At 71.6% G+C, this 13,745-nt stretch carries 8 protein-coding genes; 5 read left to right on the forward strand and 3 right to left on the reverse strand.

All coding sequences use genetic code 11. The annotated features are described in order from the left end of the window. Positions 1-76: 76 nt before the first annotated feature. The 3 genes from WMF29_RS27520 to WMF29_RS27530 all read left to right on the forward strand — a co-directional run bounded on the left by WMF29_RS27520 (position 77) and on the right by WMF29_RS27530 (position 7,941). The gene (locus tag WMF29_RS27520; protein ID WP_437323108.1) at positions 77-5,104 is read left to right on the forward strand and encodes a HAMP domain-containing protein; all 5,028 of its coding nucleotides are present in this window, start codon (positions 77-79) and stop codon (positions 5,102-5,104) included. A 277-nt stretch (positions 5,105-5,381) separates the two neighbouring features. Next, on the forward strand, positions 5,382-5,888 hold the full coding sequence (locus tag WMF29_RS27525; protein ID WP_437323109.1) for a hypothetical protein: 507 nt from the start codon (positions 5,382-5,384) through the stop codon (positions 5,886-5,888). Positions 5,889-6,072: 184 nt separating this feature from the next. Next, entirely contained in the window at positions 6,073-7,941 is a 1,869-nt protein-coding gene (locus WMF29_RS27530) for a serine/threonine-protein kinase (protein ID WP_437323110.1), read from the forward strand. 45 nt (positions 7,942-7,986) lie between these two features. Here WMF29_RS27530 and WMF29_RS27535 read toward each other — a convergent pair whose 3' ends face one another. Next, positions 7,987-9,120 carry a phospholipase D-like domain-containing protein gene (locus tag WMF29_RS27535; RefSeq protein WP_437323111.1) on the reverse strand — a complete coding sequence of 378 codons (1,134 nt, stop codon included), beginning with the start codon at positions 9,118-9,120 and terminating at the stop codon, positions 7,987-7,989. A 430-nt stretch (positions 9,121-9,550) separates the two neighbouring features. Here WMF29_RS27535 and WMF29_RS27540 point away from each other — a divergent pair, with 430 nt between their 5' ends. Then, positions 9,551-10,057 (forward strand): hypothetical protein, encoded by a 507-nt coding sequence (locus WMF29_RS27540; RefSeq protein WP_437323112.1) that lies wholly within the window; start codon positions 9,551-9,553, stop codon positions 10,055-10,057. A gap of 7 nt (positions 10,058-10,064) precedes the next feature. Continuing rightward, entirely contained in the window at positions 10,065-10,550 is a 486-nt protein-coding gene (locus WMF29_RS27545) for a DUF421 domain-containing protein (protein WP_272094028.1), read from the forward strand. A gap of 7 nt (positions 10,551-10,557) precedes the next feature. Here WMF29_RS27545 and WMF29_RS27550 read toward each other — a convergent pair whose 3' ends face one another. Further along, positions 10,558-12,048, reverse strand: coding sequence for a DUF2330 domain-containing protein (locus tag WMF29_RS27550; RefSeq protein WP_437323113.1), 1,491 nt, complete (start codon positions 12,046-12,048; stop codon positions 10,558-10,560). Between the two features lie 244 nt (positions 12,049-12,292). After that, positions 12,293-13,726: a methylenetetrahydrofolate--tRNA-(uracil(54)-C(5))-methyltransferase (FADH(2)-oxidizing) TrmFO gene (gene trmFO, locus WMF29_RS27555; RefSeq protein ID WP_437323114.1), complete on the reverse strand. Its 1,434-nt coding sequence runs from the start codon at positions 13,724-13,726 to the stop codon at positions 12,293-12,295. Positions 13,727-13,745: the final 19 nt, after the last annotated feature.

Raw genomic sequence — 13,745 nt, forward strand, 5'->3', positions numbered from 1 at the left:
CGCGCCCGGGGCGCGCGCTCATTTCCCTTTTTGACCGATCGGTCCTATCCGCAGGCGGGACCAGGAGAACAGCGGCATGGAGCAGCGAAGCGACCTCGACAAGGCGGCCCGCAAGGCGAGAGCCGGCAATGGCAAGAGCAAGAAGGCCGCGTCCGGGGACGGGCTGGACGGCGCCGCGCGCGCGGCGAAGGCCCGCCCGGCCGAGCGCCCCCGCGCCGCCGCGCCGCTCGAGAGCGACAGGCTCGATCGGCGGACGCTGCTGATGGCGCTGACCGGCCTGAAGAAGGGCGATTTCTCGGTGCGGCTGCCCGTCCACTGGCTCGGGCTCGACGGGAAGATCGCCGACACGTTCAACGATGTCGTCGAGCGCAACGAGAAGCTCGCGAAGGAGCTCGCCCGCCTGAGCCGCGCGGTGGGCAAGGAGGGCAAGCTCTCGCAGCGCGCCTTCATCGGCGAGGTCAGCGGCGCGTGGGCCGACGAGATCGGGTGCATCAACGCGCTCATCGGCGATCTCGTCCACCCCACCGCCGAGACGGCGCGCGTCATCGGCGCCGTGGCCAAGGGCGATCTCTCGCAGACGATGGCCCTCGAGGTGGACGGCAGGCCGCTCGACGGCGAGTTCCTCCGGACCGCCAAGACGGTCAACACGATGGTCGAGCAGCTCGGCTCCTTCGCCTCCGAGGTCATCCGCGTCGCCCGCGAGGTCGGCACCGAGGGCAAGCTCGGCGGGCAGGCCGACGTCCGCGGCGTCGCCGGCAGTTGGAAGGACCTCACCGACTCCGTCAACTCGATGGCCGGCAACCTCACCTCCCAGGTGCGCAACATCGCCGCCGTCACCACCGCCGTCGCCACGGGCGATCTCTCGAAGAAGATCACCGTCGACGTGAAGGGCGAGATCCTGGAGCTCAAGGACACCATCAACACGATGGTCGATCAGCTCCGCTCCTTCGCCTCCGAGGTCACCCGCGTCGCCCGCGAGGTCGGCACCGAGGGCAAGCTCGGCGGGCAGGCCGACGTCCGCGGCGTCGCCGGCACCTGGAAGGACCTCACCGACTCCGTCAACTCGATGGCCGGCAACCTCACCTCCCAGGTGCGCAACATCGCCGCCGTCACCACCGCCGTCGCCAACGGCGATCTCTCGAAGAAGATCACCGTCGATGTGAAGGGCGAGATCCTGGAGCTCAAGAACACCATCAACACGATGGTCGACCAGCTCAACTCCTTCGCCTCCGAGGTCACCCGCGTCGCCCGCGAGGTCGGCACCGAGGGCAAGCTCGGCGGGCAGGCCGACGTCCGCGGCGTCGCCGGCACCTGGAAGGACCTCACCGACTCCGTCAACTCGATGGCGTCGAACCTCACGGCCCAGGTGCGCAACATCGCGACCGTCACCACCGCCGTCGCCAAGGGTGATCTCTCGAAGAAGATCACCGTCGACGTGAAGGGCGAGATCCTGGAGCTCAAGAACACCATCAACACGATGGTCGACCAGCTCAACTCCTTCGCCTCGGAGGTCACCCGCGTCGCCCGCGAGGTAGGCACCGAGGGGAAGCTCGGCGGGCAGGCCGACGTCCGCGGCGTCGCCGGCACCTGGAAGGACCTCACCGACTCCGTCAACTCGATGGCCGGCAACCTCACCTCCCAGGTGCGCAACATCGCCGCCGTCACCACCGCCGTCGCCAACGGCGATCTCTCCGAGAAGATCACAGTCGACGTGAAGGGCGAGATCCTGGAGCTCAAGAACACCATCAACACGATGGTCGATCAGCTCCGCTCCTTCGCCTCCGAGGTCACCCGCGTCGCCCGCGAGGTCGGCACCGAGGGCAAGCTCGGCGGACAGGCCGACGTCCGCGGCGTCGCCGGCACCTGGAAGGACCTCACCGACAACGTGAACTCGATGGCCGGCAACCTGACGAACCAGGTGCGCGGCATCGCCAAGGTGGTGACCGCGGTCGCCAACGGCGATCTCAAGCGAAAGCTGGTCGTCGACGCCAAGGGGGAGATCGCCGCGCTCGCGGACACGATCAACGGCATGATCGAGACGCTCGCGACGTTCGCGGATCAGGTGACCACGGTGGCGCGCGAGGTCGGCGTCGAGGGCAAGCTCGGCGGGCAGGCGAGCGTGCCCGGCGCGGCCGGCACGTGGAAGGACCTCACCGACAACGTGAACCAGCTCGCGGCCAACCTCACAACGCAGGTGCGCGCGATCGCCGAGGTCGCCACCGCCGTGACCAAGGGCGATCTCACCCGGTCCATCAAGGTCGAGGCGCAGGGCGAGGTCGCCGCGCTGAAGGACAACATCAATGAGATGATCCGGAACCTCAAGGACACGACGCTGAAGAACAGCGAGACGGACTGGCTCAAGAGCAACCTCGCCAAGTTCTCGCGCATGCTCCAGGGGCAGAAGGATCTGCTCACCGTCGGCCGGAGGATCCTGTCCGAGCTCGCCACCGTCGTCACGGCGCAGCAGGGCGTCTTTTACATCATGGATGCCTCCCGCGAGGAGCCCGTCCTGAAGCTGCTCGCGAGCTACGCGTTCAAGGAGCGCAAGCACGTCGACAACCAGTTCAAGCTGGGCGAGGGGCTCGTCGGGCAGTGCGCGCTCGAGAAGGAGAAGATCCTCCTCGTCAACGCGCCCCCCGATTACATCACGATCACGAGCGGCCTCGGCGACGCGCCCCCGGTCAACATCATCGTGATGCCCGTGCTCTTCGAGGGGCAGGTGAAGGCCGTCATCGAGCTGGCGTCGCTCGAGCGCTTCAGCCCCACCCACCAGGCGTTCCTCGACCAGCTCACCGAGTCGATCGGCATCGTGCTCAACACGATCGAGGCCAACATGCGCACCGAGGACCTGCTCAAGCAGTCCCAGTCGCTGGCCCGCGAGCTCCAGAGCCAGCAGGAGGAGCTCCAGGAGACGAACGCCGCGCTCGGCGAGAAGGCGCGGCTCCTGGCGGAGCAGAACGTGGAGGTCGAGCGGAAGAACCACGAGGTGGAGCAGGCCCGCCAGGCCCTCGAGGAGAAGGCGCGTCAGCTCGCCCTCACGTCCAAGTACAAGTCGGAGTTCATGGCCAACATGTCCCATGAGCTCAGGACCCCGCTGAACAGCCTGCTCATCCTGTCGGACCAGCTCTCCAGGAACAACGACCAGAACCTCACCGCGAGGCAGGTCGAGTACGCGAAGACGATCCACGCGTCAGGCACCGATCTCCTGGGGCTCATCAACGACATCCTGGATCTCACGAAGATCGAGTCGGGCACCGTCGTCGTCGACGTCGGAGAGATCAGCTTCACGGACCTCTCGGACTACGTGCGCCGCACGTTCCGGCACGTCGCCGAGGCGAAGAAGCTCGATTTCGAGCTCTCCTTCTCGTCGACGCTGCCGACGTCGATGTCCACCGACGCGAAGCGGCTTCAGCAGGTGATCAAGAACCTGCTCTCCAACGCCTTCAAGTTCACCGAGCGCGGCAAGGTGGTCCTGGAGGTGACAGTGGCCCGCAGCGGCTGGAGCCGTGAGAACGATGTGCTCAACCGGTCCGACGCTGTGATCGCCCTCTCCGTCCACGACACAGGGATCGGGATCGCGCCGGACAAGCAGCAGATCGTCTTCGAGGCGTTCCAGCAGGCGGACGGCAGCACGAGCCGCAAGTACGGCGGCACCGGGCTCGGGCTCGCGATCAGCCGGGAGATCGCGGGGATGCTCGGCGGCGAGCTCACGCTGGTCAGCGCGCCGGGGCGCGGCAGCACGTTCACGCTCTACCTGCCGCGCACCTTCCGGCCCGTGCGGGCGGCGCGGCGGCAGCCGACACACGTCCTCGACGCGCCGCCGTCCGTCGATGATGCCGTCCACAGCAGCCGGCCGTCGGATCGCACGTCCGCGAGCGCGGACGTCCAGATCATCGACGACAGCGAGAGCGTCCGCCCTGGCGACCGCGCGATCCTGATCGTGGAGAACGACACGGTGTTCGCCCGCTTCCTCGTGGATGTCGCGCGGGAGCACGGCTTCAAGGCGGTCGTCGCGCTCCGCAGCGCGACAGCGCTCTCGCTGGTGCGAGAGATCGAGCCCGCGGCGATCACGCTGGACATCAACATGCCCGACGTCGACGGGTGGCGCGTGCTCGACGGCCTGAAGCGCGACCTCTCGGCGCGGCACATCCCGGTCCAGGTGATCACGACAGAGACGGAGGAGGAGCGGAGCCGCGCGCGGCGGATGGGCGCGGTGGGCCTGCTCAACAAGCCGCTCAGCAGCAGGACGGCGCTCGACGAGGCGTTCGCGCGGCTCGCCGGGCTGATCGACTCGCCGCGGCGCCGGCTGCTCGTCGCGGCCCCGGACGAGGCCTCCTTCGCCCGGCTGACCGAGTTGCTCGGGGACGAGGAGGTCACGGTCGCCGGCGCGACGACGGCCCAGGAGGCGCTCGACGCGCTCGATCGCGAGGCGTTCGACGCGATCGTGATCGATCTGCACCTGCCGGACATGCCCGGCCTCGAGCTCATCGAGCGCCTCGATCGCGCGGGGCGCTTCGCCGATCTCACGGCCATCGTGTACGCGCCGGCGGGGGTCGCCGGGGACGACGAGGCGCGCCTCTCCCGGCTGGCGCAGACGCTGCCCGTGAAGCCTGTCCAGTCGAGAGAGCGCCTGCTCGACGAGCTTACGCTCGCGCTGCACCGCCGGCTCTCGGATCTGCCGGAGCAGACGCGGCTCATCGTGGAGCAGCTCCACGAATCGGCAACCACGCTCTCCGGCAAATGTGCGCTGATCGTCGACGACGATTTCCGCAACATCTATGCGCTGAAGACCGTCCTCGAGAGCTACGGGATGACCACCCTCACCGCCGACACGGGGAAGGCCGCCATCGAGCGCCTGGGGAGCACGAGCGGGATCGACGTCGTGCTCATGGACATCATGATGCCAGAGATGGACGGATACGACACGATCCGCGCGATCCGCAAACAGCCGGCATTCCAGACGCTACCGATCATCGCCGTCACGGCGAGGGCGATGAAAGGCGACCGGGAGAAGTGCCTGGAGGCGGGCGCGACCGACTACACCTCGAAGCCGGTCGACACGGAGCAGCTGCTGGCGCAGCTCCGCATCTGGCTGCATCGCTGAGCTCGCTTCACCGCGCGTCACCGCCGCCTCCACACAACGCCCCGAGACAACTCCCGAGCACGTCCGTCGCTTTCGTCTGCGCTGCAACGACGCCTCAGTGTGGCGCACCTGCGCAAGATCTTGCGCGGCACACGGACCGTCGACAGCGCAGAATACCGAGCATTTTCCGCATTTTCTCTTGGCATGCCGCCTGCTGTAGCGATGCAGCGATGTGGGATTCCAGAATACAGGCAAGGCGCGCGACGCGAGAGGACGTTCGTCGGGAAAGGAGCTGTAGGTGACGGCAAAGCTGGTGACCGGTCTCGTCAGGACCTGGCCGGACGCCGAGAGGTCGGTCGAGCGCGTGATGAGCTGCGGATACACGCGTGACGCCATCAGCGTTGTCATGAGCGATGCGGGGCGCGACCAGCGCGCCGTGGGCGGAAGCACCGGCGCGGCGGCGGACGTCGGCGGGGCGGCGGGGTCGGCCTCGGCCGCGCTCGCGGTGCTCGGCACGAGCGTGGCGTTCCCTGGCCTGGGGCTCGTGGCGGCGGGGCCCATCGAGGCTGCGCTCGCCGGCGCCGGCGCGGCCGGCGGGCTCGTCGACGCGCTCGTCGACGCCGGCATCCCCGAGCACCGGGCGAGCATCTACGACAGCGGCCTGCGACAAGGCGCGATCCTCGTGGGCGTAATTGCTTCCTCCGAGCGAGATGCAGAGATCCTGGAATTGATCCTCGAGTATGCCGGCGCCGAGGACGTCCGGAGCGAGAGCTCGCAGCGGCGTCCGTACGACAGCTTCATCTGAGCGCTCGCTGAAGAGCGAAAGGCACGTGGCAACTTGCCTCGCTGAGGCGCGCTGCCGCTGACGCGCCCGTGCAGGGGTTCAGGAGCTCCCCGAGCGGATCGCCTGGCACAGGCGATGCTCCAGACTCGGCGCGTGCCGTCGCGTGGCGAGCGGCGGATGGCCGGAGCACACGGCAGGAGACCGCATGTCGAGCAACATGACCCAGGCGTTCGATCACACCTCAGGGGAATGCTTCGAGGTCGGCACGGTGGTGGGCGACAAGTATCAGCTCCTCCGCAAAGCGGGAGAGGGCGCGATGGGGTCTGTCTGGGTCGCCACGAACACGGCGCTCGAGGCCAATGTGGCCATCAAGGTGCTGCGGCCGGAGATGCGCTCTCCCGCGATCGCCGAGCGCCTGCTGCGTGAGGCGCGGGCCGCGGCGAAGCTCAGCCACCCCGGGATCGTGCGTGTCTTCGATCTCGGCAAGACCGCGGGCGGCACCCCGTACATCGTGATGGAGCTCCTGGAGGGCGAGGCCCTCCGGGACGTGCTCTGCCGCGAGCACCGGCTCGCTCCCGAGGTGGCGGTCTCCATCCTGCTGCCGGTCGCGAGCGCGATGCACGCGGCCCACGAGCGGGGCGTCGTTCACCGGGATCTCAAGCCGGACAACGTCATGCTCGCGAATCAGGGCGACGGGCGGATAAGGCCCAAGGTCGTCGATTTCGGGATCGCGAAGGTGACGTGGACCGAGCCCGAGTCCGGATCGACGGGCGCGGCCGTGATCGGGACTCCCCAGTACATGCCGCCGGAGCAGGCGCTGGGGCAGGGCCACATCGATCATCGCGCGGACGTCTGGGCGCTCTGCACGATGCTGTACGAGGTGATCGCGGGCGAGACGCCGTATGCGGGAGAGCACGGGTTCGGGACGCTGCGCGCGATCATCCAGGATCCGGTGCGCTCGCTCGTCGAGCGGTGCGGCTCGGACCCGGCGCTGTGGTCGATCATCGAGCGCGGGCTGCGCAAGGATCCGGCGGAGCGCTGGGGGAGCATGCGCGAGTTCGGCGGCGCGCTCGCGGCGTGGCTCGTAGCGAGGGGTGTCTCGGAGGACGTGAGCGGCGCATCGCTGCGCGCGCAATGGCTGGAGGAGCGGGCCAGCCAGATCCCGTCGCCGTCGCCGCGACAGGTGGCGGTGAGCTCCGCGCCGACGCTGCACTCGCGCCGCGCGGACGACTCCCTGGAGCTGCAGCTGCCCCTGACGGCCCCGCAGAGGGCGCCGGGGGCGGCGGAGCGCAAGGGGATCGAGGAGAGCGGAGAGCGCGCGTGGTCCGAGGCGACGGCGATGGTGAATCTGCCGGGGGCGGCGTCTCCGTCGCCGCGATCCTCGTGGCGGGAGCGCTTTCCGCTCCGCGCCGTCGCGGCGGCGGGGCTCGTGGCCCTGGCGGGAGCGGGGGTGTGGAGCGTCGCGCTGGGCACGACGGGCAGCGCGGTCGAGTCGACGCTGGCGCCGCCGGTCGAGCCCGCGGCGATGATCGCCGCTGCGCCGTCTCCGGCGCAGCCAGCGCTCGAGGCGATCTCCCGGCCGGCCGGCGTGGCGCCCGGGAGCGTGGCGCCGCCGGCCGGGCCCACGGTGCCGCGCCCGGCGCGCGCTCTGAAGGCCACGGTCCCCGCGCCTGCGACGCCGGCCGCGGCAGCGCGGACTGCGACCGCCGCGCCGGCGGCGAGCGCGCCGGCCGCGACAGGGAAGCCGCCGGCGCCGGCGGCGAGCGCGCCGCCCGGGTCATCCGGGACTACCACGGGCGCGCAGGCGCCTGCTCCGCCCGCACAGCCGGTCTCCGCCGGCTCGGCGCCCGTGCCGGGGAGCGCCGCCTGTCCGGCTGGCGGAGGCCGGGAAGGCGGGGAAGCGGCCTGCCCGCCGGCCGCCGAGGCGTCGGCGAGCGCCGCGGAGGTCTACGATGACGCCGGGACGGCCGAGAAGGAGCCCGCCGTCCACCGTGCGGCGCCCACCGAGGAGGCGCCGCCGTCCGCGGATGCCGGCGCAGCGGAGGGCTCTTCGAGCGCTCCAGCGGCGCCGTAGCGGCCCTATGCCGCCCCGGCGCCGCCCCGGCGGGCGAGGCCAGCGCTAGACGCCGAGCGCCCGCAGGAACCCGCCCTCGCACTCGGCCTCGGGGAGCGCGCCTCGCCGGCGCACGCCCGCATGGCGAGGCTCCAGCAGGTCGAGGCCGAAGCTCCACAGCGCGTTGCGCGCCTGCGCGAAGAGGCCCTGCCTGGGCAGGTTGTCGAGGCGCACGGCCTCGCTCCGCCCGAGGTCCTGCTCGAACAGGCGGGCCGCGTCCCTCACGAAGGCGGGTTGCTTGACGATGAGGTTCGCCTCGCTCACCCACCTCAGGCTCGTCGGGTTCACGTTGAAGGTCCCCACCGTCGCCCAGTCGTCGTCGATCACCGCGAGCTTCGCGTGGAGCATCGACGGGAGGAACTCGTGGATCTGGAGCCCGTTCTCCAGCCATGACGCGTACCGCGCGAGGCTCGCGTGCCGGAGGGCCGGGAGGTCGGAGTCGCGCGGCACGATGATCTTCACGTCGATCCCGCGGCGCGCGGCGTCGATGAGCTCGCGCTCGAGCCCGCGGGGAGGGCAGAAATATGCGTTCTCGATCCACACCCGCCGCCGCGCCGCGCGCACCCGCTCGAGGTGGCGCTCGTAGATGACCGCGGGCGGCGTGGGCGCGTCGGTGATGAACTCCACGTCGTCGTAGACGCCGCCCGTCCAGTAATCGAAGGACCGCCCCGCGGCCTCGTCGGCGAGCATCCAGCGGCACTCGAACGCCCGCGCCATGTCGGTCACGCAGGGCCCCATCACCCGGCTACAGACCTCGTGCCAGCCGTCGCCGCCCTCGTCGCGCGGCAGCCACTCGTCGGCCCACGCAGCGCCGCCGACGTACCCGGCGCCGTCGATCACCACGATGCGCGAGTGCTCCCGCGGGAACAGGGCGCCCCCGCGGAGTACGGCGCCCAGCGGCCTGTAGGCGCGGGCGCGGATGCCGCGGGCCCGCATGTCCTCGAAGAACGCCGCCGGCGTCGTGTGGCTGCCGAGCGCGTCGTACAGGAGCCGGACATCCACGCCGCGCCGCGCGGCGCTCGCGAAGGCGTCGGCGAAGCGACGGCCCATGAGATCGTTGCGGTAGATGTACGTGGAGATCCAGATCCGCTCCCGGGCACGCGCAATGTCATCGAGGAGCGACTCGAGCACCCATTTCATCCCCGGGAGGAGGCGCGTCGTGTGGAGAGCGCCCCCTGCCGCAGCGCGACCGGTGCTGGAGTCCGCCCTGGAGCCTGGAAACGTCGGCGCCGAGCAGGTCATGTCGAGTCCCGAACGCCGGGCGGCTGCAGCTCGATTGCCACAGCGGCCCGCGCGTCCTCACCACCGTGGCTCAAGCAGCCGGTGTGCCACGTCGCCAAGGCGCGAGCGCGCAGGGATGTCAGCAGGAGAAGGCGCACCGCGTGGCAAAGTGCCACGCGCGCGGCGCCGGTGAGGCGACCGGTCTCTCCGGCGCATCGCTGTCCTCGCGGGCTTCGCAGGCGGGCCGCGCGTGCGCGAGCGGGCCGCGGCACCAGTCTTGAACGGCGTGGGCGCGATGATGCCCGCCGCCCGCGAGCTCTCCGCTCTTCGACCCGCCCGGACGCGCGCCATGTCGCGCCGGGCGCCCTCCGAGCCCCAACCCAGACCGCCGCCCGCGCCGCCGCTGCGGCGCCGGCTCGCCCTGGACCCCCTGCACGCGATCGGCGCGTTCGCGCTCGCCTGCGTGGCCGCAAGCGCCTTGTTCATGCACGCGCGGGGGACGCGCGAGGCGACGGCGCAGGGGCTCACCCTGCGCGTCGCTCATCCCGAGAGGATGCGCTTCCGCGACATGGAGCGGGTCACGTTCGACGTGGAGAACACGGCGGGCGAGCCCTGCCGGGCGGCCACGCTCACGCTCGACGAGGCGTACCTGGACAGCTTCGAGGAGCACCACGCGACGCCGGCAGAGGCGGCGTTCGGGCGCTTCGAGCTGGGCGACCTCGCGCCCCGCGAGCGACGCCGGATCGACATCGAGCTCCGCGGCGAGCGCAGCTGGCTCGCCTCGGGCAACGCGACCCTGTCGTGCGACGGGGAGCGCGGCGTCCACGTGCCGCTCCGCACGTTCATCTTCCCCTGAGATCACCATGGAGACCGTCGCGCGCGTCGCCTTCGTCTATGTGTTCCTCGCCGCCGCGTTCCGCGTGCTCGGCAAGCGCGAGCTCAGCTCGATGTCGCCCTTCGAGCTCGTCACGCTCATGCTGATCCCCGAGATCGTCTCTCAGGCCCTCGTCCGCGAGGCGTCGCTCGCGAACGCGCTCGCGGGCGTGTCCACCGTCCTCGTGCTGGTGTTCCTGACGTCCGTCCTGACGCACCTCTTCCCGAAGGCGTCCGAGGTCATCGACGGCTCGCCCACGGTGCTGGTCGCGAAGGGCCGCATCCTGGAGGCGGCGTGCAATCGCGAGCGGATCCAGCCGGAGGAGATCCTGTCCGAGATGCACAAGAGCGGGCTGGAGCGCCTCTCCCAGGTGCGATGGGCCATCCTGGAGGCGGACGGCGCTCTCACCATCGTCCCGGAGCAGGGCCACGGCCTGCCCGTCTCCCCGGCCAGGACGCGGGACGAAGGCGTGTGAGCGCCGGTCAGGCCGGGCGGGAGGCGAGGCGGCGCGCGCCGCGGCGGGCGATCGCCGCCGCGAGGGCGAGGGCGCCGAGCGTCATGCCCACGAGCGTGCCCTGCCCGCGGGTCCGCGAGGGGCGGTCGCCGTCGAGGACCGGGATCGCCGCGCCGCAGAGCACGTCGGCGTGGACGCTGACGCGGGCGCGCAGCCAGTTGTCGACCCGCTCCTGCGGCGCGGGGCTCAGGACGAGGTCCGTGTCGAGCGCGGCGCGCGGCAGGTTCGCCTCCAGGCGGGTCAGCCAGACGTCCTTCGGGTGCAGGCCGACCATCGCGATCGCGAGGTCGTCGAGCGCCCCGCACGCGAGTTCGCGCGCGTCGATCTGGCCGGATGCGACCTCCCCGCAGCTCGGATCGGACAGCGGGACGCCGGCCGGGCACGGGTTCGCCACGGCGCGGCTCTCGGTCGCGATCTCGGCGAAGCGCACGGCGCACGCGGCGTCCTGGACCTCGCCGGTCTCGCCGTTGGCGAGCCCCTGCTGGGCGAACGCGGCGGCGATCGTGTCGACCGGGGTGGTCGAGCCGCTCGTGGTGTAGCGCACGCCGAACGGCGCCGCGGGGCTCGACACGGGCGAGAACAGCGAGCCCTGCTGGGCGTAGGGGGTGAGGAACGCGCGGCCGCCGTCGGCCGCCGCGATCGCCTTCTCGCGGAGCACGCCGTAGTTCGACTCCTGCGAGGCGAAGTCCCACGCGAGGAGGTCGATGGGGACGGCCGCGGCCGCGAACCCCTCGGGGGCGAGCCGCGCCTCGCTGATGGTGAACAGGGTGATCGCGACGTTCGCGCCCGTCCCGGCCGCGACCATCCGGAGCGGGAGCGCGGGGTTCGCCCCAGGCGTGACGACCCGCACCGGCGTCATCTCCTTCACGTCCTTGCCGGGCTGCAGCCTGATGGCGATGAAGTCGAAGCCCTCGCCGACATAGGCGTCGATGATTGGCTGCGTGGACTCGTCGACGTTGAAGCCGTTCGTCTCCAGCCACGTGTTCAACGCGCCGGGCGTGTCCGTCGCGAGCGTCACGGTCTCGTACGGACCGGCGGTGCCGCGGTGGAGCACGGTGACCTGATCGCCGACGCCGAGCGAGTCCCCCGCTGCCTCCGCGGAGCCGAGGGTCGAGCCGCAGCCCCCGCCGCTGCGGGCGCAGGTGGAGCTCGGCGCGGTGATGCGCACCGACGTGGCCGCGTCGAGCGTCTCGAACCAGGCGTCCGAGCCGACCTCGAGGAGCGCCCCGCGCTTCACCGGGAGCACCCACCCGAACGCGCTCGGATCGCCGGAGTACTGGATCTGATCCCAGAGCACCGACTGGACGGGCGACACCGAGAGCACCATCCGGTGCGCGTTGACGACCGTCGTCTCGGTGGGCGGGGCGAAGCACCCGCCGCAGGCGAGCGCCTCGCGCGGCGACAGGAGCGTCGCGGAAGGAACGGCGAGCGCAAGGAGCGCGAACAAGCGAAGTTTCATCGGCTACCTCCAGGGGCGCGGATCCGCGCGGGCGGGCTCTCGGGAGCGCGCGGGCGGCGCGGCGCACCGCCGTCAGGCTATCCAAGCCTGCGCGCGGCGGGCAGCCCGCGCACGATTGGCGCGCCGCCGGCCGCGCGGCGAGCCGCCGTCGGCCCGCGCACGATTGGCGCGCCGCCTGCCGCACGGCGAGCCGCCGTTGGCCCGCGCACGATCGGCGCGCCGCCTGCCGCGCGGCGATCCGCGGTCAGCCCGCGGCCCACCACGCGTCGAGATCGCGGAGGGCGCGCTCGGCCATCACCTCGTAGCGGGCGCGCTTGCGCAGCTTGCCGTGCGCTGGATCGAGCGGCGCGATGTGCGCCCAGGTGATGTTGGACGGCTGATACGTGGGCTGCTTCCGGCCGAGGTGCGTGAGGATGCCGCCGAGCGCCGTCGTGGGCGGCGGCGGCCGGAGCGGCTCGTTCCGCAGCTGCTGCGCGAGGAGGATCGCGCACACGAACCCGGCCGCGGCGCTCTCCACGTAGCCCTCGACGCCCGAGATCTGGCCGGCCAGGTGCACGCCCGGGAGCGCCCGGAGCTCCATCGCGGGGCCGAGGAGCGCCGGAGCGTCGACGAAGGTGTTCCGGTGCACGGAGCCCATGCGGAGGAACTCGGCCTCCTCGAGGCCGGGCACCATCCGGAACACCCGCAGCTGCTCGGCGTACTTCATGCGCGTCTGGAAGCCGACCAGGTTGTACGCCGTCGCCGCCTCGTCCTCCGGGCGCAGCTGGAGCACCGCGTAGGGGCGCCGGCCGGTGCGCGGATCGGTGAGCCCCACCGGCTTCATCGGCCCGAACGCGAGCGTCTGCTCGCCGCGCGCCGCCATCACCTCGCAGGGCAGACACCCCTCGAAGTAACGCACCTCCTCGAAGGCGCGGGCCTCCACCTTGTCCGACGCGACGAGGGCCTGGACGAACGCCTTGTACTGCGCCTCGTCGAAGGGGCAGTTCACGTATGCCTCGTCGCCGGCCTCGGCGTCGTCGCGGCGCTCGGCCGCGTCCTCCGGCTGCGCGGCCCGCTCCGGCTGCGCGGCCCGCTCCGGCTGCGCGGCCCGGTCGCCGCGGACCGCGCCCCCCTTGCCGTAGCGCGACTGCTTCCACACGCGCGACCAGTCGATCGAGTCGGCGCTGACGATCGGCGCGATCGCGTCGTAGTAGGCGAGGTGCTCGGCGCCGACGGCCGCGGCGAGGCTCGCCGCGAGGGCGTCGGAGGTGAGCGGCCCCGTCGCGAGGATCACGGGCCGCTCGGCGGGGATCTCGGTCACCTCCCGGTGCTCGACGGTGATCCGTGGGTGGGCCTCGATCTCACGCGTCATCGCCTCGGCGAACCGCTCGCGGTCGACCGCCAGCGCGCCGCCGGCCGGCACCGAGGTCTCGTCGGCGCACCGCAGGGCGAGCGAGCCCACGCGCCGGAGCTCCTCCTTGAGGAGCCCCACCGCGTTGCTCAGCGCGGCGCCGCGCAGCGAGTTCGAGCACACGAGCTCGGCCAGCCGATCGCTCGTCTGCGCGGGCGTGCGCTTGTGAGGCTTCATCTCGACGAGGCGCACGCGCAGCCCGCGCTGCGCGAGCTGGTACGCCGCCTCGCAACCGGCCAGGCCGCCTCCGACGACGACGACGTCGTGCTGGCTCTCCGCTCCGTTCATACAGCTCACCAGGTGGGGG

Source organism: Sorangium sp. So ce381 (assembly GCF_051473845.1).
In the GTDB taxonomy this organism is placed as follows: Bacteria; Myxococcota_A; Polyangia; order Polyangiales; family Polyangiaceae; genus Sorangium; species Sorangium atrum.

Excerpts from the sequence above, each read along its gene's own strand:
- WMF29_RS27520 (WP_437323108.1), top strand. The coding sequence starts at position 77 with ATGGAGCAGCGAAGCGACCTCGACAAGGCGGCCCGCAAGGCGAGAGCC.
- WMF29_RS27530 (WP_437323110.1), top strand. The coding sequence starts at position 6,073 with ATGTCGAGCAACATGACCCAGGCGTTCGATCACACCTCAGGGGAATGC.
- WMF29_RS27535 (WP_437323111.1), bottom strand. The coding sequence starts at position 9,120 with ATGAAATGGGTGCTCGAGTCGCTCCTCGATGACATTGCGCGTGCCCGG.
- WMF29_RS27540 (WP_437323112.1), top strand. The coding sequence starts at position 9,551 with ATGTCGCGCCGGGCGCCCTCCGAGCCCCAACCCAGACCGCCGCCCGCG.
- WMF29_RS27545 (WP_272094028.1), top strand. The coding sequence starts at position 10,065 with ATGGAGACCGTCGCGCGCGTCGCCTTCGTCTATGTGTTCCTCGCCGCC.
- WMF29_RS27550 (WP_437323113.1), bottom strand. The coding sequence starts at position 12,048 with ATGAAACTTCGCTTGTTCGCGCTCCTTGCGCTCGCCGTTCCTTCCGCG.
- trmFO (WP_437323114.1), bottom strand. The coding sequence starts at position 13,726 with ATGAACGGAGCGGAGAGCCAGCACGACGTCGTCGTCGTCGGAGGCGGC.